Raw genomic sequence first — 20,242 nt, 5'->3', positions numbered from 1 at the left:
TTCAATCCTTAATAAGGTGCTGGTAAATGCCTTGCAGCATTTGCTCTCTGTTGGTTTGCAGGCGTGCGATCAGCTCATCCTCTTCGTCCCATAGCGCTTGCAGAGCAATCAGCTTCTGCTGAGTGGCGAGTGGCGGAAGGGGAATCCTCATATCCAGCAAGGACGCTTTGCTGATGGCCTGAATCGCACTGCCGCTGCGCTCAAGGCTTCGCTGGCTTTGAGGCAGATTGATGAGCCAGCACAGGTATTCGGGTAAGACATCCTGTTTTTTTGTGCTGACAATAAAGAACTGGCTGGTGGCAACAACCGGTTGCTGCCCCGTGAAGAGAGCAGCCTTGTTGTTGTCGCCACGGGCGATCACCGCGATGTCGCCTGATTGGAGCAGCGGCGGTGAGGTGCGCGCATCCCAGCTGATGGCCGTTAGCGTGTCCGGCTCAATGGCCGAGCTTTGACGCAGATCCTTGATCTGTAGAACACGGATATCACCAGCAGGGTCATGCTCCAACGCGCCGCGGAAGGTGTATCCAGAACGGACATCGGCCACATCGCTCAATTTGAATGACGGGTTTGGCATAAGTAACTCTGGGTAGAAGCGCCATCCTTGGCGCAGGCGTTCATCAGGCTTCGCAACGCTGATACTGATTTTGTAACCACTGAGTTTTTTCGGCGTCCAGCCCAAACCAGGCGGCGTCTCCCTGCAGCCGGGTTACCAGTAAGCCGTCATCAGCATCCATTGCTGCTTTGAGGTTATCCCTTACCTGAGTGGCGCTCTGGCTCGTGGCAACAATCCAAGTGGACTCCAGCGGCCGACACCAGGTGCCATAGGCTTTGATGCGGTCATACAGGGCTTGGTAGTTACGCTGCTTACGCAGGTCATAGGCGATTTGGTACAGTTTCATAGCTTTAGCTCTCCTAACGGGTCAGTTATTGCAATCGCGGCAGGCTGCCACCTGCCGCACCTCATTTTTATCTCCGTACAGCTCGTACTGAGGTGAGGCGAGATCAATATCGCCTAGCTTGCTGCTGCCGTCAATATTTTTATGCAGTAGGATCTCTATGGAGTTCTTGCTTGGGGTCAGCGGTGCGTCCTCTTCTTTCCGCTTTTGCCGTCGCCTCGTCTGACCTAGCCGTTAGCGTGCGGCCCGATCCCCCTCACCCACAGCGAGCTGACTCGGGGCACGCAAAGCAGCGCCATACTCGCAAGCGTGCCGTCCTCATTTCCCAGTCTGGGATCTGACGAAATTTGCAGCATCTGCGTTAGCGCAGCGAAACATCGAGTTAACGTGTGCCTCGTAAGTAATTGGGAGCGCACGCTGATGAGATGGTTTTTCGTGGTGATGCTTTGCGGTGGTGCAGGTCTCTTGCTAAGCGCCCAATATCAAGTACCGCAATGGTTGCTTTGGCTGCTGCTGGCGCTGGGAACCACGATATGGGGCCTGGCCAAGTGGATGGAACGGCAGGAGGCCAAGACGGAGCGCAGCCATGATCGTGCACACTGACCCGGATTGGTCTGCATGGGATCTCCCAAGACTGCAGGCTTTGCAGCTTCCTGCTCGGCAAACACTGGTTGGCATTGCACCCTAACTGCGCGCTAGGTGGCGGGCGCTGGCGAGCCAGCGGCCCGGGACTTTACGTTTATGGCCAGGAGATAGCGAGATTGACCCTTCCTTATGAAAGAACCCGCGCCATTGTCAAAACCGAGGAATTCCTGCGTGAGCTATCCCGTCATACGGGATTACCGCAGGATATCCGCAGCTATGCGAAAAGCCTGCTCAGGCACTATCCCTCTGCGGCCCAGGTTTTCTCGCTGGGACGCCTTGAGGAATGCCTGGTGAATGAAGCGCTTGAAGTCGAATACCGACAACGAGTGATCGCCTTCCACCAGCCATTGCTCTGCTCTTCGCTGGATTCGACACAATAGCGATGCCCCGCTCCCATTCTGAACAGTCGGTATCTCACCTCGTCACGCAGCGTGTTAAGCGTCTGCGCAGGGGGAGGCCTTTCAGCATCAGGTGTCTTGCTGAGCTTGGTTCGAGCTCGGCCATCTCCAAGGCAGTCGCCCAGCTAGTTCGTGGCGGTGAGCTTGTGCGTGTGTACCGTGGCATCTACATGCGGCCGAAAACCAGCCAATACACCGGCCGGGTTCGTCGTCCTGGGCCTTGGGACTTGCTGAGTCTGATTGCCAGGCAGAGTCGCTGGAAGCTGCAGATTCACGGTGCTGATGCAGTGAGGCAATTCGGGCTGAGCACACAGGTGCCCGTCATACCTATCTATTACACCAGCGGCCCCAGTCGATCTCTGTTTATAGAGAAGGCCGAGATCAGGCTCGTGCATGCTGCTCCGATGGTTATGCAGTGCTCCGGAACAAGGGTCGGGATGGCTATCAGTGCTCTTTATTATCTCGGAAAAGATGGCGCTACTCAGGAGTGCATCGATGCGATTAAAGCAGCACTCCACCCCGGAGAGCTGGCCACCTTGTTGTACTGCAATATGCCCAAATGGATGCGCGTGGCGCTAGCTGAATGAGCCCTGCGCATCAGGTGGTGAGGCCGTCCGTACTCGGTTTAAAGTCTAACTTCGTGGTTAGTTGGCAGTCAGCCATCTGATCTGACTGCCCGTGTTATCTGCTTTGAAGCGAGTCTGCGTTTTATTGCTGGCTCGCCTTGATCCGCGCTTTGCGGATGTAATTCACTGATACACCCAGCTGGCGTGCAAGCTCGGCGTCGGAAACGACACCAAACGCAGATGCAATTTCAGGTGTTATTTTTGGTAACGGACGTTTGTATGCCTGTATTCCAAGCTCGTGACGTTTCTTTTTGACTGGAAAGTTGCTGATATCCAGACGATCAGCGACCTCGGTATCCGGCATCTTCCCGAGCATGGCAATGGCTTCATTGGTCCAGATGTCCTCAAGGGGTTTGAAGCGTTCGCGGGCAGTCTTGGGCTCCTGGATTCTCAGCTCACCTCGCTTTCGCTTGATGCGCTTGATGGAAACTCCGAATTCTTGTGCCAGTTGATAGTTCGTTCTTGTAGCGAGTTGCTCAATCAGCTCAGTCGGCAGCTCAATGTCTTCTGGGTGAAACTCAGGAATGCCAATTGAGTGGCGGTAACGCCGGACAGTGCTCGCTCCAAGGCCAAAGCGCCGCGCTACTTCGCGGTCGCTCATCTTTCCGATGCATGCCTTCCAATCACCCATATGCGTGCTCCTAAAACGAGATGTAGCCAGACAGTTTTGCCTGACCTCGTATTCAGAGTGCGGTCGGGCTACCCCTGATTTTCAGGTTGATGCAGTCGGGATTTGATATCGCTCCATTTCTTCGGCGTGTACGGCGCCCTTCTGATTACGGGCTCAGCGAAGCCCATTTGCTAGTTAAACCCGCGCATGCGCGGAAATTTCAGTGCTTTCTTTGATGGCATCGTTGCAGTGTGTTCGGCGATTTTCCGCGCATGCGCGGAATTAGCAAAAGCGGCCGTTGGCAAAGAGGTCAGTCACCACGTCAATTAGCGAACAAAAAATTTCGTCACAGTCCAATTCACTCCCCTTAATCGGGGGCTCGCGCCTCGCATTGTCTAGTAGTCATATCACTAGAGAGAGGCGTCATGTTGACGATCAAATTACGCGACATCCAAGGAGTGCATCCCGAATTTTCTCGTATTGAGCGAGATCTGGATCTAGCTCCTGTAGGGGTTCCAGATCAGGCTCTGATCCCCAGGGCTATGGCCTTGCGCATCAATATGCTCTACCCGTTGGTCATCAGTAGGCCGGATGCGCTCTGTATCGGCCAAACGACGCTGTATCGATGGCTAAAAACATATATGGATCCAGAAACGCCGGTGCTGTGCATTGAATGGACGGGGGGGCGAATCAAGGATTGTGCCTACCAGCTTGTTCTGATTGAGCGCCTAGTTGCGCCTGCCCTAGCTCAAATTACGCCACAACAGGTACGTGATTTATTTACGCATATAGGATATGCCGCAGAGCAGTGGCCTCACGAGTATCGCAGTCACGCCCACCTATCTCGGCTGGTTGGGGTAAAAACGCTCAAGGGGCGGGAGGGCGAAAAATGAGTAAGCACTCGGCTCTGTTGCTCCTCGCCTCGGAGCAGAGGCAGTCACCACGAATTATTGGCGAAATCCTCAATCTGCTAGGCGCTCATCCTGGGCTCATTGACCTGCCACGCGCCATTGATCAGCTTCTACGAGTGCTCCGCGCATGCAATGTTGGCATGCCGATTGGTTTCGAGAATTCTGATGTGGTCGTGTGGCGTGAGGCGTGCGGATGGATCGTTTCCCTGGCCCGTCAACCAAATATCCGAGAGCGTCTAGGTGAGCAATTTTGGCTAGGAGATAAAGGGTCGGCGAACAATCCTGTTTTACATAAAGGCGTAAAAATATTCGGATTTCCATACGCCACGTTCCTGCACATATTCAGAGACCACGGAAATAAACAGAACTATGAGCGACTGCTCGCACAGTTGCTTGTTGCATCTCAGAAAACCGCTACTAATCGCTTGCTAGACCAGCGTTATGATGTTTACAAGGCCATCGGCCATCTATGCAAGCTGCAAACCGTCTCAATCGCTTCCGAACTAAATATTTGGGGGAGTACTGAGGAGTTCGTGGCGAGTTGCAGAGGTTTTTTACATAGTAAGTCAAGATCAGAGAATGCCGATAGTTTTGCTGCTATCGCCAGATTTGTTCGTTACTGCAACGGCGAGTTGCCACGCGTGGGTGGCGGCGGAGGCGGTCATAGAGGTAAGCGTAAAAGGCAGAGTTTGCCTGAGCTGAACCACTATATCAGTGAGGATGTTCGAGGGTTTGTGCTGGGGGATCCCGATGATCCTGATCAGCTGCCAGGTCATTACGACGTCATCGTTGGACATACCGATACTGCTGGGGGTGATCTGGCCCCCGGAGAAATGAGTCCAGCAACCGAAATTTGGGTACTGGACGATGAGGGCTGTGAGCGGCCATATGTTGCTGATCTGCTAGGCCAACAAAATGTCGAGGCGCATATTGTCCGTAGCCGACAGTTCCTGCCATTTTCATATAACCAGCTCACGCTAATGGAGTTGCGGAATTTATTGTTTGGTGCCAGCGACCTATTCCACTCGTATCTGCAAGAGCTTTCCTACACAAAAGACCCAACTCCGATCCAGCTCCGAATGGAGGCGATTGTTGCTCTGCATATCAGTCTGTGGTTGGGGCAGTCGACGACGCAGATTATCCAGTTATCCATCGTTGATGACGAGACAGATGACGCCGATGGTCTGGCATTGATCCTAGGGGATTCGGCGCAGTTCAGTATGGTAGTTAAGCGCCCAGATTTGGCTGGCGACGATCGTTGGCAGGCCTCTTCTGGTGTCCGACTATCGTTGCTGCGAATTCTATTGCCCGATCTAGCCGGTAGTGCCCAGTTGGTAAAGCAACTGATCAGGACATTTCCTCACTCAGCCAACCAGGTGTTCACTTATCAAACTGAGCAGCTGGACGCCGAGATCAGGGCACTGCTGCTGGAATTGGGTGGGGGGGATCGCCGCTATACGCGAACCAAATTGCGCAGTTATTTGTTCCACCAGATAGTCGCTGATACTCAGGATGTAGCAGCAGCATCCATGCTGTCTGGCGTTGAAATCCCCTCGGCGCAAACCCCGCGCTACTACTTGCAGCTCGATGCCTGTCACCTTCGCAAAATTTACACCACCTCACTGGTGAGAGTGCTGACGCAGGTTTATGCCTGTGCTGGTCTCGCATATGAATATGTCGACCTAAATCCGGACCAACAGGGTGGGGTGGGTGCAACTCATTGCCTGCTGCCTGCAACCATTGCGAGCAATATCAGTGCAATGGCCAGGGTCTTGAGGAGGAAAGCGAACGGGCGTCTCAGCGAGATGGTCGCTTGGCACAACTGTTTCACCCTCTGGACAGTGCAGATGTTTATGTTGGTCACGTCCTGTAGGGCGGTCCGCAACCCTCTGATGCTCATCGACGAATTTGATTCTGTGTTGGGCATGGGCGCGCTGTCAGACAAGGATTCTGACGATCGTCATATGAGTCGGCTGATTTGCATGCCGCCGATGTTGAGGCGGCAAATAACAAGCTACTTCGCGCATTGCGCGTCTATCAGCCGACAATTGATTGGTTATCTGCCACAGGATGAGGAGGATCATCAGTGGTCGCGAGGGTTTTTCCTACAGATTAACCAGGCTGGAATACGCCGCGTTGAGATTGCCCCGAGCAATATCTACGACCAGATGGAGCTGGTCTCTGGTTACACCACGCATCGAGTCAATGCCCACCGGAAATTCACCCGCACGGAACTCACGGAGCGGGGCTGTCCTTCAGAAGCGCTGGCTCAGGGGTGAGGAGCCTCAGGACGCCTATTCGACGTTCTGCCCTGCGGTATACGCCAAGGTTCTAGATGAGTGGATTACCCCACTACTCAGGGAGCTTGGCTGGTCGGCTCTGAGCAGCCAGTGGGTGACAGAATGAACCTGCCCCGTCTAAACAATCAACAGGGCAGTGTTATCTGGTCGGCTCGGCCTCATGAGCCGGAATGGATGCCCGAGATGCGAGCGCTTCTGAAGTCGATTGCCGAGAAGTCCGGTACGGCGTTCGGCAAATGGCTGTTGGGTGAATGTGCCATATACGGGATCTCGACGACACACGTCCGCGAACTGGAGGCACAGCTCGGCAAAAATCACACGTTGCGCAACGTACTGCGCAGCATCACTCAGCGAGTTCGGGACCAAATCCCGGGATTTCCGCTGGCACGAATAGCCATTGCCGTCAGGCGTGCAGCAAACCCGATCAATCCTGACGTCTACACGGCTGAGCGAATTCAACGCAGCAGCCAACTGATTCACGCCCTGCAGCAGGGTCTGAAACTGGATATCGATGCGCTCAGCACGGATGAGCGCATTGGTCTGCTACTAATGAGTGCGGCCTACAACGGCGGATTGCTCGATGTGGCTCAGCTGAATGCCATGCTCAGTACGACGCCAGACAGCATCGAGTGGGTAGCGGGAATTCCCGAGATACGTCTGCCGCTATCGATCCGCGGCAATGCCGTCGCTGAATTTCGGCAGTGGTTCCCTGATCCGGCAACGCTGGCTCTGTTGATACGCTGCGTGGATGATGTTCAAAAAAGCACCGGCAAACTAAAGCGTAGAAATTGGCACATGCGCTGTGTCTGTGCATTCCTGAAGAAGGTTGAGGTACCTGAACAGTATCATCCAGAGAATCCCAGCGACCTGTTTGATTTTCTAAGGATGCAAATGCAGTTGCGGCTGCCGCAGGTGCTGGTGAATTTTGCATGCCGCAAGGGTTTTGTCTCGCAGTCACTGCGCCCCTCATCTTGGGGCAATATTCTCGGCCTAGATGATCTCGAGGACCCTGCGGGGACTTATGACGATGAATCTGTTTCGGATGTAACTGAGGATAACCCTGACCCACCCGCATGGCTGGAGGAACTGCGCGATCGGATCCGGGACAACCTGCCCATAGAGAGCCCTTTGCAAGCGGAGTCTCATGGAGAACTTCCCGGCCTAATCCAGAGTTGGCTTGCCTACATGCTGGGTGGCGCCTCCGCATACGGCCACAGTATTGGGCGAAGCACGATAAAGCGATATACCCAAGTACTAGGCGCAGCACTTTCCTCTCGGTTAGATGGCATAAGCATCTTCGAGCTCGAAATTGACGCGCTCGAACTTGTGTATGAATCCGCACTGGATGCTCAGGCCACAGATAGCAAACGGCGCACCCTGGCCAAGGCAGTCCAGGAGTTTCACACGTTTCTGCAGCGTCGTTACAACTACCCGACAATCAGCCCCTACTCAATCCTAGGCATCGGCAAAGGTGTGACCAGGGTAGATGCTCGCATTATCAGCGAGGAGCAGTACCAATTGGTTATGCAGGCGCTCGGCACATGCGGGCTTGAGCTGCGAACGCCACGTCTGGTGACGGCTGCGAGGCTTTTGTTGATCTTGGGGTTCCGGTTGGGATTGCGGCGTAACGAGGCTCTAAAGCTTCGCCTACGTGATTTGCATCTGCCCGAATTTTCAGCAGCGGAGTGCGCGCATATTCAAGCTCGGCAATCGCATATGCGCAGGCTATCTAAAGATGAACAGGCCAGAATAGAGCTGCCCGTTGACCTGCTCATTCGCCCCCATGCACAGCGTGGGTTGAAAACCCAGAATGCGGTTCGGAGTTTGCCGCTGCGTGAGCTGCTTGAGCCCGATGAGCTCACATTGCTGATCGACTGGTATCGAGAGCGGCAGCAGGAAGAAAGCCAAAATTCAACGTCGGAATTCCTGTTCTGCATCCCACAGCTGAGAACTCAGTGGGTCAGCGAGAGCTGCCTGTTCCCAGCTCTACATGACTGCATGCGAGCAGTCACGGGTTCCGAGTTCCTGCATTACCATCACCTGCGCCATTCCTGCGCCACGTGGTTTTTGCTCAAGTTGATGGGTGCGCAGAATGCGCTATCACCAGAGCTGGTTTTCAAAGATCTGCCCCTTACCACTCGCTGGCTCAGAGATGACCTCAGGTTGCGTAAGGCGATGTTGCCTGTAGAGGGCCCCACCCGGCGAATCGTCCATATTGTCAGTGCCATCCTCGGGCATGGCAGCCCAAAAACCACACTGTTGCACTACGTCCATAGCCTGCCTCAGATCATGGCAATGATGTGGCAATGGAATCCCCAGAACTGGATATTCAACGCCGCAAACGTCGCCAAGATAGCCGAGGTAAGCCAACCCACCATGAGCACTGAGCCCCGTGAAGGCATTTCAGCTGAGTGCGGCGTGCTACTCGACATCATCGGTCGCATTAGACCCCTGAAGGAGCGTAAGCGTGCTCGGAAGAAGGCGAGTCGAGGCCAGGCTGAACAGGTGGAGCAGAACTGGGCGATTGGGCGAATTCTGGCTATCGAGTCGATGCTGGCGTATGCCTCATATGCCGAGCAGACAGGTCGAGCGGTCAATCTCGACTGGGTCGAGTTTTCTGCCGAGGCGCGTGAAATGATGCTTGAGCGGGCACGCTGTATCCGCGATATGCAACAGCGACCGGGAGCAAGCAGCTCAAGCCCTAAACACAGGCTGCAACCTGCTCTGTATGCAGAAGGTTCGTCGTATCTGTCGCTGTTGCCCTCGCCTCCAAAGCATGGTGGGCGTGAGGCTGTGGCCGAGTATGCGCAGCGCCTCTACGACCTGCTCGAAGGCCCCGACAGCGAACGCGCCCAGCGCGTGATTGATGATTTTGTTGAGCGCTGTTGGATGACTGAAACCACGCTGCGATTCCAGCGTAACCGTGACGAGGACCATGCACAGGACTATCTGTGGCTGCTGAGTGCTATAGGTATTCCGGCTCGATCTATCGAGCTGATCGTCTACGACGCTAACAAGCCGAAGACGACCAAGTCCTACTGGCGTCAGCAGCTCGGGAGCACTCGCCGGTCGTTCAGTCAGCACGCGCCGGAGAGTAACGATGTAGCGAATCTACATTTGGGTATAAGGGCGAAGCTTGAGCTGAAGGGTGAGGCAAGGCAGAACCATCACTCCGGCGCCGCCCTGCGCTACCTGATGCTGATGGCTTCCATCGACTGGCATTTCCGTGCCTGACCAAGTCCGGAGGGCATTCAGCCCTCCGGATCATCCTGCAGTTCCAGCAACTCACCCACCTCACAGTTCAGGTACTGGCAGATCGTCTCCAGGTCCTTGAGCTCCACCCGTTGCGCGGTCTCGTGATAGAGCCGCGTGAGGGTTCCGCGGTTGATCCCCGTGTCCCTAACCACGTCACTTATCTTCAATTTCCGCTCACCGAGTAGGCGAGATAAATGGCACTTGACCATCTCAATCTCCAAAAAATGATCTTCTAGAGATCATTTTGTACTTGCAAAGCCCAAAATGAGCGTTATATTGATCTTCAGGAGATCATTATGAGCTATCAGGAGCTCATAAGAATCCGCTGTCGTTCAATTTAGCAGAGAGGGCATTGCTATGTCTCACACCTATCTGACCACCGAGGAGCTGGCCACTCGTATGAAGTACGACGTGCGCACCATCCGTAACCGCCTGAAGGACTCGGTACTGCTCGAAGGCATCCATTACTTCCGCCCGTTTGGTGGTCGAAAGATCCTGTTCATTTGGGAGGCCATCGAAAAGGACATGCAGAAGCATTCCCGCACCTCCAGTTTGATACCTATGGCCGGCGGAGGCATTTGCCATGGGTAAGATTCGTGCCCGTGCCGACAACGAGAAGTTGTTCTTCGACTTCACTTATCTGGACAAACGCTGCCGTGAGCAAACCACGTTGCCTGATACGCCGGCCAATCGAAAAAAGCTGGAGAAAATCCTTGAGCGTATTGAGGCAGAAATCACGCTGGGAAGCTTCGACTATGCCACTTACTTTCCGCAAAGCAGCAAGGTTCAGGAGTTCGCAAGACTGCGGGCTGGCTGCGCGATATTGAAGACTCCACCATTTAGGGACTTCGCCGAACGCTGGTTCGACGAAAAGCGTGTGGAGTGGCGCGACACACATACAACGACGGTACGTCAGACCCTTGATAAATACCTGCTACCAACATTCGGCAGACAAGAAGTCAGCGCCATCACCAAGGCAGAAATCCTGTCCTTCCGCTCGGCACTCGGCAAAGTTCCCGGGCTGAAGGGGCAGGCTCTGTCAGCGACGCGAATCAACCACATCATGACGCCATTGCGCATGATCCTTAGTGAGGCGGCTGACCGGTTTGAGTTTACTTCACCGTACCTCAACATCAAATCGCTGAAGGTTCCCAAGACCGATGTGGAGCCGTTCACTCTGGATGAAGTGCTGCAGATTCTCGGTGCCGTGCGCGAGGACTTCCGCAACTACTACACGGTGCGCTTCTTCACCGGGATGCGCACGGGAGAAGTCGACGGCCTGCAGTGGAAATTCGTCGACTTTCAGAGGCGGCAAATCCTTATCCGCGAAACTTGGGTCGGTGGCCGGCTCGACTACACGAAGAATGACGGCTCGCAACGCGAAATCGACATGTCTGGCCCGGTGTACAAGGCCCTGCTCGATCAGCAGAAGAAGACGGGGAGTGGTCAGTTCGTCTTCTGTTCTCGGGAAGGTACGCCTTTTTCGTACCGCAACATCAACAACAGGGTTTGGTTTCCGCTGCTGCGTCATCTGGGGCTGCGCCAGCGACGCCCTTACCAGACCCGCCATACGGCTGCGACCCTTTGGCTGGCTGCAGGCGAAAACCCGGAGTGGATTGCCCGGCAGATGGGCCACACAACTACAGAGATGCTGTTCCGCGTCTACTCGCGCTACGTGCCTAACTTGACCCGACGTGACGGAAGCGCCTTCGACAATCTGATCCAAGCCAATTTGAAGGACTGAGGAGTACTCACATGAAATTGATCAACCGCAGCAACGTCACGTACCTGCATCCGGCGATGGAGGCTCGTGAACACCAGTACTTGAAGCATTTGGCTTCTGCCATGAGCCACTACCTCGAGAGCCCCAACGGCAATGAACTGGTCTGCATCCTTGGCTCCGGCTACGAGAAGAACAACCGCCAGGCGCTCGATACCTGGGTCGCCTATCACCGTAATGAGGTCTTCGAGAAACGGTTGGAGGGGCGCAGCCCGCTGGACTTCCTGATCGAAAAGCTGGAGAGCATGCTCAACAACTAAAGTAACGAAGGGGCCGAAAGGCCCCTTCTGCTTAGGTGCTTTCAGATGGGTTGGGAGTTGTGCCTGATTGTGGCTAATACTCAATCTCTGCGAAGTAACCGGCATGCCATCTCACCGTGCGGCACGCTTTGGGCACAGAATTGGCACAGCCTGAAAAGCCGCCGCTAGATGACACTGAGGGCAGTGCTCATCGCAGCCTGAGAGCTGGCATCAAGGGAATTTTGCTGGAGGGCGCCGATTCAGCAGCGGAAGCGGCGAAGCCTTAGAAAAAGGCCATTGAATCAAGAGGATATGGCGCACCTGGCGGGATTCGAACCCACGACCCTTGCCTTCGGAGGGCAATACTCTATCCAGCTGAGCTACAGGTGCGTATGTGTTGCGGCGAACTATTTGACCACTAGCCTTCACCCTTCTCAACTCGATGATCACTGCCTTCGGAGGGCAGTACTCTATCCAGCTGAGCTACGAGTGCAACGCGCACGCATGATACCCATCTGAATCGGTGGCGTCCATCGCCTTGATCTGTAGCTGTTTTTACCTGCCAAGTCACTCCGGCAGGGTGTTCAACCCGCTCAGAGCGCGATCAGTTCTGGCCTTAGCCTTCCAAGCGCCTTTAGCTGTTCAACCACTTGCAAGGTGACATCCCGGGTGGCCGTGCCTTCAAATGGAATGCTCTGGGCGGTGCGGCGGAATGGGATCAGGTGGGCAACAACTGGATCGCCGACAGCAACGGCGATGTGCGCTGGTACCAGGACATCGAGCAGATCCACGATTCCAACCGCCGCGATGGCAAGCTGATCTGGGGCCAGGGCCAGACCTATTCCAAGTACGACTTGCTGGGGCGGCGTATCTGGCAGCGCACGCTGCCCGACAAGTTCGCCGACTTCTCCCATGAAATTCGCGAGACTACCAATGGCACTTATCTGCTAAGGGTGGGTACCAGCGACTATCGCCGCCCGGACGGTAAGCGCGTACGTTCGATCCGCGACCACATCATCGAGGTTAACGAGGCCGGGGATGTGCTGGACTTCTGGGACCTCAACCAGATCCTTGATCCGTATCGAGGCGACTTGCTGGAAACCTTGGGCAAGGCCGCCATTCAATTGCCGGAAGGTGTGCAGAAGCAACACGAGCGGCTGGCAAATGAACTGGCCGAAGGTGATTTGCCCTTTGGCGACACCCCCGGCGTGGGCACCGGGCGCAACTGGGCGCACGTCAATGCCATCGACTACGACGCCGATGACGACAGCATCATCGTTTCAGCACGGCACCAGGGCGTGGCGAAGATCGGTCGCGACAAGCAGGTGAAATGGATACTGGCCTCGCCCCAAGGCTGGCCGGAGACTGATACCCAGTTCATCTACTCGGCTTCGGTAAACTTCCTGACGCCGGAGAAGTTGACCACTACCGTGCTCAACGAGGTGCGGCGTGGGACCCAGGAGGTGCTGGTGGAGCTGAAAGTGCATAGCCGACAGCCGGGCAGTGTCGGCTACCGGGCACTGGTGATCGACCTGGCCAAGGCGTTCTGATACATCCCTGCCGGGAGGGCCGTCGGTCCTCCCTTCACATTTCTTTCAGCTCGTTCGTCTACCCTGTACCGGCCATTTGACGGGCAATTTCGGATAGGGTGTTCAACCATTCGTTCTTTTTTTCGAACAGCCTATTGTCCAACACCCCAGCAGCCGCTTAGCATTCGTTTGAGATTTCAAACGCTCGATGCCCTGCCTTGGGCGCTTTTCAACAATCAACAATTCGGGAAGCCGACATGCAGCTCAAAGACGCTCAGTTGTTCCGCCAGCAAGCCTATATCAATGGTGAGTGGCTGGATGCGGACAACGGCCAGACCATCAAGGTGACCAACCCGGCCACCGGTGAAGTCATCGGTACCGTGCCGAAGATGGGCACCGCGGAAACCCGCCGCGCCATCGAAGCCGCCGACAAGGCCCTGCCGGCCTGGCGTGCCCTGACCGCCAAGGAGCGTTCGGCCAAGCTGCGTCGCTGGTTCGAACTGATGATCGAGAACCAGGACGACCTGGCTCGCCTGATGACCACCGAGCAAGGCAAGCCACTGGCCGAAGCCAAGGGCGAAATCGCCTACGCCGCCTCGTTCATCGAGTGGTTCGCCGAAGAAGCCAAGCGCGTCTACGGTGACACCATCCCTGGCCACCAGCCAGACAAGCGTCTGATCGTCATCAAACAGCCAATCGGCGTTACCGCGGCCATCACCCCGTGGAACTTCCCGGCCGCCATGATCACCCGTAAAGCCGGCCCGGCCCTGGCCGCTGGCTGCACCATGGTGCTCAAGCCTGCTTCGCAAACCCCATACTCCGCCCTGGCCCTGGTCGAGCTGGCCCACCGTGCCGGTATCCCGGCTGGCGTGCTGAGCGTGGTTACCGGCAGCGCTGGCGAAGTTGGCGGCGAGCTGACTGGCAACTCCCTGGTACGCAAGCTGTCCTTCACCGGCTCGACCGAAATCGGTCGCCAGCTGATGGAAGAATGCGCCAAGGACATCAAGAAGGTTTCCCTGGAGCTGGGTGGCAACGCCCCGTTCATCGTGTTCGACGACGCCGATCTGGACAAGGCGGTCGAGGGCGCGATCATCTCCAAGTACCGTAACAACGGCCAGACCTGCGTCTGCGCCAACCGTATCTACGTGCAGGACGGCGTCTACGACGCGTTCGCCCAGAAGCTGGCCGCCGCTGTTGCCAAGCTGAAGATCGGTAACGGCCTGGAAGAAGGCACCACCACTGGCCCGCTGATCGACGGTAAAGCTGTCGCCAAGGTTCAGGAACACATCGAAGATGCCGTTGGCAAAGGCGCCAAGGTGCTGTCCGGTGGCAAGATCATCGAAGGCAACTTCTTCGAGCCGACCATCCTGGTCGACGTACCGAAGACCGCTGCCGTCGCCAAGGAAGAGACCTTCGGCCCACTGGCGCCGCTGTTCCGCTTCAAAGACGAAGCCGAAGTCATCGCCATGTCCAACGACACCGAGTTCGGCCTGGCTTCGTACTTCTACGCCCGCGACATGAGCCGTGTGTTCCGTGTTGCCGAAGCCCTGGAATACGGCATGGTGGGTATCAACACCGGCCTGATCTCCAACGAAGTGGCACCGTTCGGTGGCATCAAGGCTTCGGGCCTGGGCCGCGAAGGTTCCAAGTACGGTATCGAGGACTACCTCGAAATCAAATACCTGTGCATCAGCGTCTGATAGCACGGTAAAGGCTTTACCTCTGCCAGCGGGGCGCGAGAGCGACGTCTCGCTGGCCTTTTTTACATCGCATTACCTGGTGGCCAGGGCGTTTGCGGCAGTCGATCAACGAATACTGTTCGCGAGCACTCCCAGCCACCCCCGAATAAAAGCGCCATTCCTGTCGGCGCAATGAGGGCATTATGAGCAAGACCAACGAATCCTTGATGCAACGTCGTGTAGCTGCCGTCCCACGTGGCGTCGGCCAAATCCACCCGATCTTCGTCGACACCGCGAAGAACTCGACCGTGATCGACGTTGAAGGCCGCGAACTGATCGACTTCGCCGGCGGCATCGCAGTACTGAACACCGGCCACCTGCACCCGAAAGTGGTTGCAGCCGTGCAAGATCAGCTGACCAAAGTCAGCCACACCTGCTTCCAGGTGCTGGCCTACGAACCCTACGTAGAGCTGTGCGAAAAGATCAACAAGCTGGTACCAGGCGACTTCGACAAGAAGACCCTGCTGGTCACCACCGGCTCCGAAGCCGTTGAAAACGCCGTAAAAATCGCCCGTGCCGCCACTGGCCGAGCTGGCGTGATCGCTTTCACCGGCGGCTACCACGGCCGTACCATGATGACCCTGGGCCTGACCGGCAAGGTCGTGCCGTACTCCGCTGGCATGGGCCTGATGCCAGGCGGCATCTTCCGCGCCCTGTTCCCGAGCGAGCTGCACGGTATCAGCGTTGACGACGCCATCGCCTCGGTCGAGCGCATCTTCAAGAACGACGCCGAGCCACGCGACATCGCCGCGATCATCCTCGAGCCAGTACAAGGCGAAGGCGGCTTCCTGCCAGCGCCGAAAGAGCTGATGAAGCGCCTGCGCGAGCTGTGCGACAAGCACGGTATCCTGCTGATCGCCGACGAAGTACAGACCGGCGCTGGCCGTACCGGTACCTTCTTCGCCATGGAACAGATGGGCGTTGCGCCTGACCTGACCACCTTCGCCAAATCCATCGCTGGCGGCTTCCCGCTGGCCGGTGTGTGCGGCAAGGCCGAGTACATGGACGCCATCGCGCCAGGCGGGCTGGGCGGCACCTACGCCGGTTCGCCGATCGCTTGCGCCGCGGCCCTGGCCGTGATCGAAGTGTTCGAAGAAGAAAAACTGCTGGACCGCAGCAAGGCTGTGGGTGAGCGCCTGACCACTGGCCTGCGCGAAATCCAGAAGAAGTTCCCGATCATCGGCGACGTCCGTGGTCTGGGCTCGATGATTGCTGTCGAAGTCTTCGAGAAAGGCACTCACACCCCGAACGCTGCTGCTGTTGGCCAGGTGGTCGCCAAGGCACGCGAGAAGGGTCTGATCCTGCTGTCCTGCGGCACCTACGGCAACGTCCTGCGTATCCTGGTACCGCTGACTGCTGAAGACGCCCTGCTGGACAAAGGCCTGGCCATCATCGAAGAGTGCTTCGCTGAACTCGCTTGATGTGACACGCTTCAGAAAAAAACCCGCCTCGGCGGGTTTTTTTTGTGCCCAGAAAAGCCATGGGGCGCTATCGTTAGCGGAGGATTTGCTTTGGAAGCTGCGACGGACTGTGTGTGAGGCTAATCAGGAGCTGTTGGCGATGAGCGCTGCAAACCCCACCGCACCAAGCGTACTGATTGTCGAGGGCGATCCCTGGGTACGTGACATGCTCAGCGAAATGCTGCTCAGCGTACGCTGTGATGCCCGGTTGCATGTATGCGCCGACGGTTCGCAGGCACTCAACCTGTTGGCCAACAAACCTGACCTGATCATCGCCGCCCGCGAGCTGGCCGGTGTCGACGGCCTGGACCTGTTGCGCAAGGTCCGCGCCAAAGGGCCGGAGTTGCCGTTCATCCTCATGAGCAACCGCAGCGACAGCGCCAGCGTGCGCGAAACATTGCCGCTGCACCCTACCGCCTACCTGAGCAAGCCGCTGAACCTGGACAACCTGCGCAAGCGCCTGGAAGAGCTGCTGGTGGCGGTTGGCGAGGAAATCGCCTGCCCGGCCCCTGCCTTGCAGCCCGGTGCCAGCCTGCCGGCCTACCTTGAGCAACGCCGCGCTACTGCCGATGGTGGGCCGTTGCTGGCGGATGTGGAGGTAGCGATCAAGCGCGCGCTCAACCCTCAGGGCCTGAACCTGAAGGTGCTGGAAGAGGAAGTGCGTAACGACCCTCAGGTTACCGCTGTGTTGATTGCCGCCGCCAACAGCGCCGCGCTGCACCGTGACGCCCCGGTACAAACGTTGCTGCAGGCCTTGAACAAGCTTGGCAGTACCCAGAGCATGAACCTGATCCTGGGCATGACCCTCAAGCGCAGCGCACGCCTCAGCGACCCGTTGCTGGCGGAACATGCCGCCCGTTACTGGGACCTGTCGCTGCACACTGCCGAATATGGCCGTACCTTGGCGCGCATGCTCGAACTGGACGAAGGGCGTTGTTATTGCGCGGGTTTGCTGCATTGCCTGGGCGACCTGGCGGTGTTGCGTTGCCTGCAGGAGTGGCGCCTGGCCGGCGGCGAACTGGACGAGGACAAGGTGCAGCTGTCGCTTGTCGAATTTGGTGCGGCGTTCGGCTCGGCGCTACGTACCCGCTGGCGTTTGCCGTTGGCGCTGCGGGAGTTGATCGCGGCCATTTACCAGCTTGGCGGTGGCGTCTATTCGCGGGAGATTCTGGCCATGAACCTGGCTGGGCAGTTGTCGCGGCTGCCGGCCGAGCAAGGGATAGAGAAGGTAGCCAGCGGCAAGACGGCGCGGTTACTCAAGCTGGGTTTGCCGGAGTTGAGCCGCCTGCGCAAGGTGGAAAACCCCGAAGCGAAACCCGTGCAGTTGGCCGAGGCGCCCTTGGAAATCGACGAACCGAAGCCCCCCGAGCCAACCGAGCCGACCGCTTAAGCGTGTGCATGCGCTGTGCGCCCCAGGGTGGTCGCGCAGCGCCCTGAACCCGCTACCACGCCGCTGCTTCATGTTGTGTTAGCTGCGACAAAACACGACTTTTCGTGTGGGAATTGCTTCACAAAAAGCTATTTTTCACCAATTTTCTTCCCATCTGCTGCAACTTTTCCTGCTCTCGCCCGTCACATCGCCCGATAAACGCTTCCGTACTTATCGGTCCACAAGGATGTGATATGCCTACCATCGCCCTCCGCCTGCTCCTGCTGGCCGGCTGCCTGAGCGCAGCGCAAAGCAGCCTTGCTGCTACAGCCGACGATCCTCTGTTGCGCCAACAGCAGCGCGAACGGGCATTGCGTGAGCAGCTTGAAGCCCAGCCGGATGTGCGCCTGGAAGCGCCCACCACCGCGCACGGAATACTGCCCGCCCGGGAAACCCCGTGCTTCAGGATCAACGACATTCGCCTGATCGGCGACGCCGCCGAGCAGTTCCAGTGGGCCCTGGCGGCGGCCAACCCCAACGGTGACCCCGCGCTGGGGCGCTGCCTGGGGTCGGGCGCTATCAATCTCACGATGAAGCGCATGCAGAATGCGATTATCCAAAAGGGTTACGTCACCACCCGGGTATTGGCCGAAGCACAAGACCTGAGCAGCGGCATCCTGGTACTGACCCTGCTGCCGGGGCGTATTGGTGATATCCGTTTCGCCGAAGGCACAAGCCGGCGCGCCAATCTGTGGAACGCCATGCCGGCCCAGCCCGGCGACCTGTTGAACCTGCGTGATATCGAGCAAGCGCTGGAGAACTTCAAGCGCGTGCCCACCGCAGAAGCCGATATCCGCATCGCCCCTGCCAGCGGCAGCAACGCCAAACCCGGCGAGAGCGATGTGATCATTGCATGGCGCCAGCGTTTCCCGGCACGCCTGAGCCTGTCGGTGGACAACGGCGGTAGCAAGACAACCGGCAAATACCAGGGCGCCGTAGCGCTGTCGCTGGACAACCCGTTGAGCTTCAACGACCTGTTCTACGCCAGTTTCAACCATGACCTGGGCGGTGGCGAGTCCGGCGACAAAGGCTCCAAGGGCCATACGCTGCATTACTCGGTGCCCTTTGGTTACTGGCAGTTGGCGGTGACCAGCAGTGAGTACGACTACCACCAGAATGTGGCCGGGGTTAACCAGAACTTCCAGTACCGCGGCGAGAGCCGCAACAACGAACTGCGCCTGTCGCGCCTCGTATACCGCGATGCCGTGCGCAAGACCACGCTGTGGAGCAGCCTGTGGACGCGCTCGTCCGACAATTTCATCGATGACACGCAGATCCAGCAACAGCACCGACGCATGGCTGGCTGGCAGGCAGGCTTCAACCACCGCGAGTTTATCGGGCCGGCCACCCTCGACCTGGGGGCCAGTTATCGCCGTGGCACCGGTGCCCATGGTTCGCTGGAGGCCCCTGAAGAGGCGATTGGGGACGGCTCGTCGCGCTCGAAAATCATCCTGGCCGATGCCCAGTGGCAAGTGCCGTTCAGCGCCTATGACCAGCGTTGGCGTTATCTGGGTGCGTGGCGCGCACAGTGGAACCGCACCGAACTGGTTCCCCAGGATCGCTTCAGCATCGGTGGGCGCTACAGCGTGCGCGGCTTCGATGGTGAAAACATCCTGGCCGCCGACCGCGGCTGGACTTTGAGCAACGAACTGGGCTTGGCCCTGGGCAGCAGCGGCCAGGAGCTCTACACCGGTATCGATTACGGCGAGGTGGGCGGCAATTCCGCCGACTACCTGGTTGGCCGGCGCCTGGCCGGCGCTGTGGTGGGAGTACGCGGCGGGTACCGCAACCTGTCCTACGACTGGTCGTGGGGCACGCCGCTGAAAAAGCCGGACGGTTTCGAAACCGCCCACTTCACCAGTGCCTTTACCGTCGCGTTGTCTTTCTGAGGGCCCAGCATGCGATTCGACACCTTTGAAATCACAGCCCCTGGCGTGTTTGACGAGCCCTGGAACGAGGCCACGGCGCTGGGCAGCGCCACCTGGTTGTGGATGCATTCCCAAGCGCACCGTGACGTGCCGCTGCACACCCTGTCGAGCCTGCTGCTGCCGGCCCTGAAGCACCGCCAGTTCGTGCTGGGCAGCGAGGGTGGCAAGCCGGTGTTCTACCTGTCGTGGCTAAGCCTGGACGAGGCCGCCGAGCGCCGTTACCTGACACGTTCGCCCATCGAGATGGACGACGCTGACTGGTGCAGCGGCCAGCGGCTGTGGGTGAACGACTGGGTTGCACCGTTTGGTCACACCGAGGTACTGAGCCGGCTGTTGTTAAGCCGCGTGTTCCCCAACAGCTGTGCCCGTGCGCTCTACCACAAGGGCGAACAGCGTGGCCTGAAGATCAAGACATTTCATGGCATCGGCGTGATCCCCGAACAGGCCCGAGCCTGGTTTGCCGCCCACCCCGTCGTCACCGCTGCCTGACCTGCAAG

18 protein-coding genes, 1 tRNA gene and 1 pseudogene are annotated in these 20,242 nt (G+C 57.6%); 15 read left to right on the top strand and 5 right to left on the bottom strand.

Translation table 11 applies throughout. The annotated features are described in order from the left end of the window. Nucleotide 1: 1 nt before the first annotated feature. A complete protein-coding gene (locus APH36_RS16035) occupies nt 2–679 on the bottom strand; it encodes a restriction endonuclease subunit S (protein ID WP_223656452.1) in 678 nt (225 codons plus the stop codon). Continuing rightward, on the bottom strand, nt 618–899 hold the full coding sequence (locus tag APH36_RS16030) for a hypothetical protein (protein WP_033991388.1): 282 nt from the start codon (nt 897–899) through the stop codon (nt 618–620). The genes APH36_RS16035 and APH36_RS16030 overlap by 62 nt, the downstream gene beginning before the upstream one ends. Before the next feature lie 417 nt (nt 900–1,316). On the opposite strand from APH36_RS16030, the gene APH36_RS16025 reads away from it, so the two are divergent. From APH36_RS16025 to APH36_RS16020, 3 genes are all read left to right on the top strand, one after another. Then, entirely contained in the window at nt 1,317–1,499 is a 183-nt protein-coding gene (locus APH36_RS16025; RefSeq protein ID WP_043217148.1) for a hypothetical protein, read from the top strand. Between the two features lie 158 nt (nt 1,500–1,657). Continuing rightward, nucleotides 1,658–1,921 (top strand): BPSL0761 family protein, encoded by a 264-nt coding sequence (locus tag APH36_RS30875; protein WP_021702831.1) that lies wholly within the window; start codon nt 1,658–1,660, stop codon nt 1,919–1,921. A 2-nt stretch (nt 1,922–1,923) separates the two neighbouring features. After that, nucleotides 1,924–2,526: a DUF6088 family protein gene (locus APH36_RS16020; RefSeq protein WP_054881700.1), complete on the top strand. Its 603-nt coding sequence runs from the start codon at nt 1,924–1,926 to the stop codon at nt 2,524–2,526. A 121-nt stretch (nt 2,527–2,647) separates the two neighbouring features. Here the strand turns inward: APH36_RS16020 and APH36_RS16015 are convergent, their stop codons facing one another. Then, the gene (locus APH36_RS16015; protein ID WP_054881699.1) at nt 2,648–3,196 is read right to left on the bottom strand and encodes a hypothetical protein; all 549 of its coding nucleotides are present in this window, start codon (nt 3,194–3,196) and stop codon (nt 2,648–2,650) included. A gap of 404 nt (nt 3,197–3,600) precedes the next feature. Here APH36_RS16015 and APH36_RS16010 point away from each other — a divergent pair, with 404 nt between their 5' ends. The 3 genes from APH36_RS16010 to APH36_RS16000 all read left to right on the top strand — a co-directional run bounded on the left by APH36_RS16010 (nt 3,601) and on the right by APH36_RS16000 (nt 9,620). After that, on the top strand, nt 3,601–4,068 hold the full coding sequence (locus tag APH36_RS16010) for a hypothetical protein (protein WP_054881698.1): 468 nt from the start codon (nt 3,601–3,603) through the stop codon (nt 4,066–4,068). Then, complete coding sequence (locus APH36_RS32705; protein WP_256219244.1) at nt 4,065–6,365, top strand: hypothetical protein; 2,301 nt, start codon at nt 4,065–4,067, stop codon at nt 6,363–6,365. The genes APH36_RS16010 and APH36_RS32705 overlap by 4 nt, the downstream gene beginning before the upstream one ends. A 195-nt stretch (nt 6,366–6,560) precedes the next feature. Further along, complete coding sequence (locus APH36_RS16000; RefSeq protein ID WP_177337106.1) at nt 6,561–9,620, top strand: hypothetical protein; 3,060 nt, start codon at nt 6,561–6,563, stop codon at nt 9,618–9,620. Nucleotides 9,621–9,637: 17 nt separating this feature from the next. Here APH36_RS16000 and APH36_RS15995 read toward each other — a convergent pair whose 3' ends face one another. Further along, nucleotides 9,638–9,850, bottom strand: coding sequence for a helix-turn-helix transcriptional regulator (locus APH36_RS15995; RefSeq protein WP_003282467.1), 213 nt, complete (start codon nt 9,848–9,850; stop codon nt 9,638–9,640). A 148-nt stretch (nt 9,851–9,998) separates the two neighbouring features. Here APH36_RS15995 and APH36_RS15990 point away from each other — a divergent pair, with 148 nt between their 5' ends. From APH36_RS15990 to APH36_RS15980, 3 genes are read left to right on the top strand one after another with little or no spacing between them, the layout of a single operon-like run. Then, a complete protein-coding gene (locus APH36_RS15990) occupies nt 9,999–10,232 on the top strand; it encodes a hypothetical protein (protein ID WP_003282466.1) in 234 nt (77 codons plus the stop codon). Continuing rightward, nucleotides 10,225–11,385 carry an Arm DNA-binding domain-containing protein gene (locus APH36_RS15985; RefSeq protein WP_003282465.1) on the top strand — a complete coding sequence of 387 codons (1,161 nt, stop codon included), beginning with the start codon at nt 10,225–10,227 and terminating at the stop codon, nt 11,383–11,385. The genes APH36_RS15990 and APH36_RS15985 overlap by 8 nt, the downstream gene beginning before the upstream one ends. 11 nt (nt 11,386–11,396) lie before the next feature. Next, entirely contained in the window at nt 11,397–11,681 is a 285-nt protein-coding gene (locus tag APH36_RS15980; protein ID WP_003282464.1) for a hypothetical protein, read from the top strand. 292 nt (nt 11,682–11,973) lie between these two features. On the opposite strand, the gene APH36_RS15975 is transcribed toward APH36_RS15980, so the two are convergent. Next, nucleotides 11,974–12,050: transfer RNA gene (locus tag APH36_RS15975), tRNA-Arg, on the bottom strand. A 248-nt stretch (nt 12,051–12,298) separates the two neighbouring features. Here APH36_RS15975 and APH36_RS15965 point away from each other — a divergent pair. The 6 genes and pseudogenes from APH36_RS15965 to APH36_RS15940 form a co-directional block, all read left to right on the top strand. Continuing rightward, a pseudogene (locus tag APH36_RS15965) lies at nt 12,299–13,210 on the top strand (aryl-sulfate sulfotransferase); the annotation flags it as partial. A 236-nt stretch (nt 13,211–13,446) separates the two neighbouring features. Next, nucleotides 13,447–14,889, top strand: a complete 1,443-nt coding sequence (gabD, locus tag APH36_RS15960; RefSeq protein ID WP_015268576.1) for an NADP-dependent succinate-semialdehyde dehydrogenase — start codon at nt 13,447–13,449, stop codon at nt 14,887–14,889. A gap of 182 nt (nt 14,890–15,071) precedes the next feature. Further along, entirely contained in the window at nt 15,072–16,349 is a 1,278-nt protein-coding gene (gabT, locus tag APH36_RS15955) for a 4-aminobutyrate--2-oxoglutarate transaminase (protein WP_060499445.1), read from the top strand. A gap of 139 nt (nt 16,350–16,488) precedes the next feature. Then, nucleotides 16,489–17,778 (top strand): response regulator, encoded by a 1,290-nt coding sequence (locus APH36_RS15950; protein ID WP_060499444.1) that lies wholly within the window; start codon nt 16,489–16,491, stop codon nt 17,776–17,778. 233 nt (nt 17,779–18,011) lie between these two features. Next, nucleotides 18,012–19,706, top strand: coding sequence for a ShlB/FhaC/HecB family hemolysin secretion/activation protein (locus APH36_RS15945; protein WP_082426404.1), 1,695 nt, complete (start codon nt 18,012–18,014; stop codon nt 19,704–19,706). 9 nt (nt 19,707–19,715) lie between these two features. After that, on the top strand, nt 19,716–20,234 hold the full coding sequence (locus APH36_RS15940) for a toxin-activating lysine-acyltransferase (protein ID WP_060499443.1): 519 nt from the start codon (nt 19,716–19,718) through the stop codon (nt 20,232–20,234). Nucleotides 20,235–20,242: the final 8 nt, after the last annotated feature.

This window comes from Pseudomonas sp. NBRC 111133 (genome assembly GCF_001320605.1).
GTDB lineage: Bacteria > Pseudomonadota > Gammaproteobacteria > Pseudomonadales > Pseudomonadaceae > Aquipseudomonas > Aquipseudomonas monteilii.
Note: the sequence above shows the minus strand (reverse complement) of the source record. Positions and strands in the feature narration are given on the sequence as shown.

Excerpts from the sequence above, each read along its gene's own strand:
- APH36_RS16030 (WP_033991388.1), bottom strand. The coding sequence starts at position 899 with ATGAAACTGTACCAAATCGCCTATGACCTGCGTAAGCAGCGTAACTAC.
- APH36_RS16025 (WP_043217148.1), top strand. The coding sequence starts at position 1,317 with ATGAGATGGTTTTTCGTGGTGATGCTTTGCGGTGGTGCAGGTCTCTTG.
- APH36_RS16020 (WP_054881700.1), top strand. The coding sequence starts at position 1,924 with ATGCCCCGCTCCCATTCTGAACAGTCGGTATCTCACCTCGTCACGCAG.
- APH36_RS16015 (WP_054881699.1), bottom strand. The coding sequence starts at position 3,196 with ATGGGTGATTGGAAGGCATGCATCGGAAAGATGAGCGACCGCGAAGTA.
- APH36_RS16010 (WP_054881698.1), top strand. The coding sequence starts at position 3,601 with ATGTTGACGATCAAATTACGCGACATCCAAGGAGTGCATCCCGAATTT.
- APH36_RS32705 (WP_256219244.1), top strand. The coding sequence starts at position 4,065 with ATGAGTAAGCACTCGGCTCTGTTGCTCCTCGCCTCGGAGCAGAGGCAG.
- APH36_RS16000 (WP_177337106.1), top strand. The coding sequence starts at position 6,561 with ATGCCCGAGATGCGAGCGCTTCTGAAGTCGATTGCCGAGAAGTCCGGT.
- APH36_RS15995 (WP_003282467.1), bottom strand. The coding sequence starts at position 9,850 with ATGGTCAAGTGCCATTTATCTCGCCTACTCGGTGAGCGGAAATTGAAG.
- APH36_RS15990 (WP_003282466.1), top strand. The coding sequence starts at position 9,999 with ATGTCTCACACCTATCTGACCACCGAGGAGCTGGCCACTCGTATGAAG.
- APH36_RS15985 (WP_003282465.1), top strand. The coding sequence starts at position 10,225 with ATGGGTAAGATTCGTGCCCGTGCCGACAACGAGAAGTTGTTCTTCGAC.
- APH36_RS15980 (WP_003282464.1), top strand. The coding sequence starts at position 11,397 with ATGAAATTGATCAACCGCAGCAACGTCACGTACCTGCATCCGGCGATG.
- gabD (WP_015268576.1), top strand. The coding sequence starts at position 13,447 with ATGCAGCTCAAAGACGCTCAGTTGTTCCGCCAGCAAGCCTATATCAAT.
- gabT (WP_060499445.1), top strand. The coding sequence starts at position 15,072 with ATGAGCAAGACCAACGAATCCTTGATGCAACGTCGTGTAGCTGCCGTC.
- APH36_RS15950 (WP_060499444.1), top strand. The coding sequence starts at position 16,489 with ATGAGCGCTGCAAACCCCACCGCACCAAGCGTACTGATTGTCGAGGGC.
- APH36_RS15945 (WP_082426404.1), top strand. The coding sequence starts at position 18,012 with ATGCCTACCATCGCCCTCCGCCTGCTCCTGCTGGCCGGCTGCCTGAGC.
- APH36_RS15940 (WP_060499443.1), top strand. The coding sequence starts at position 19,716 with ATGCGATTCGACACCTTTGAAATCACAGCCCCTGGCGTGTTTGACGAG.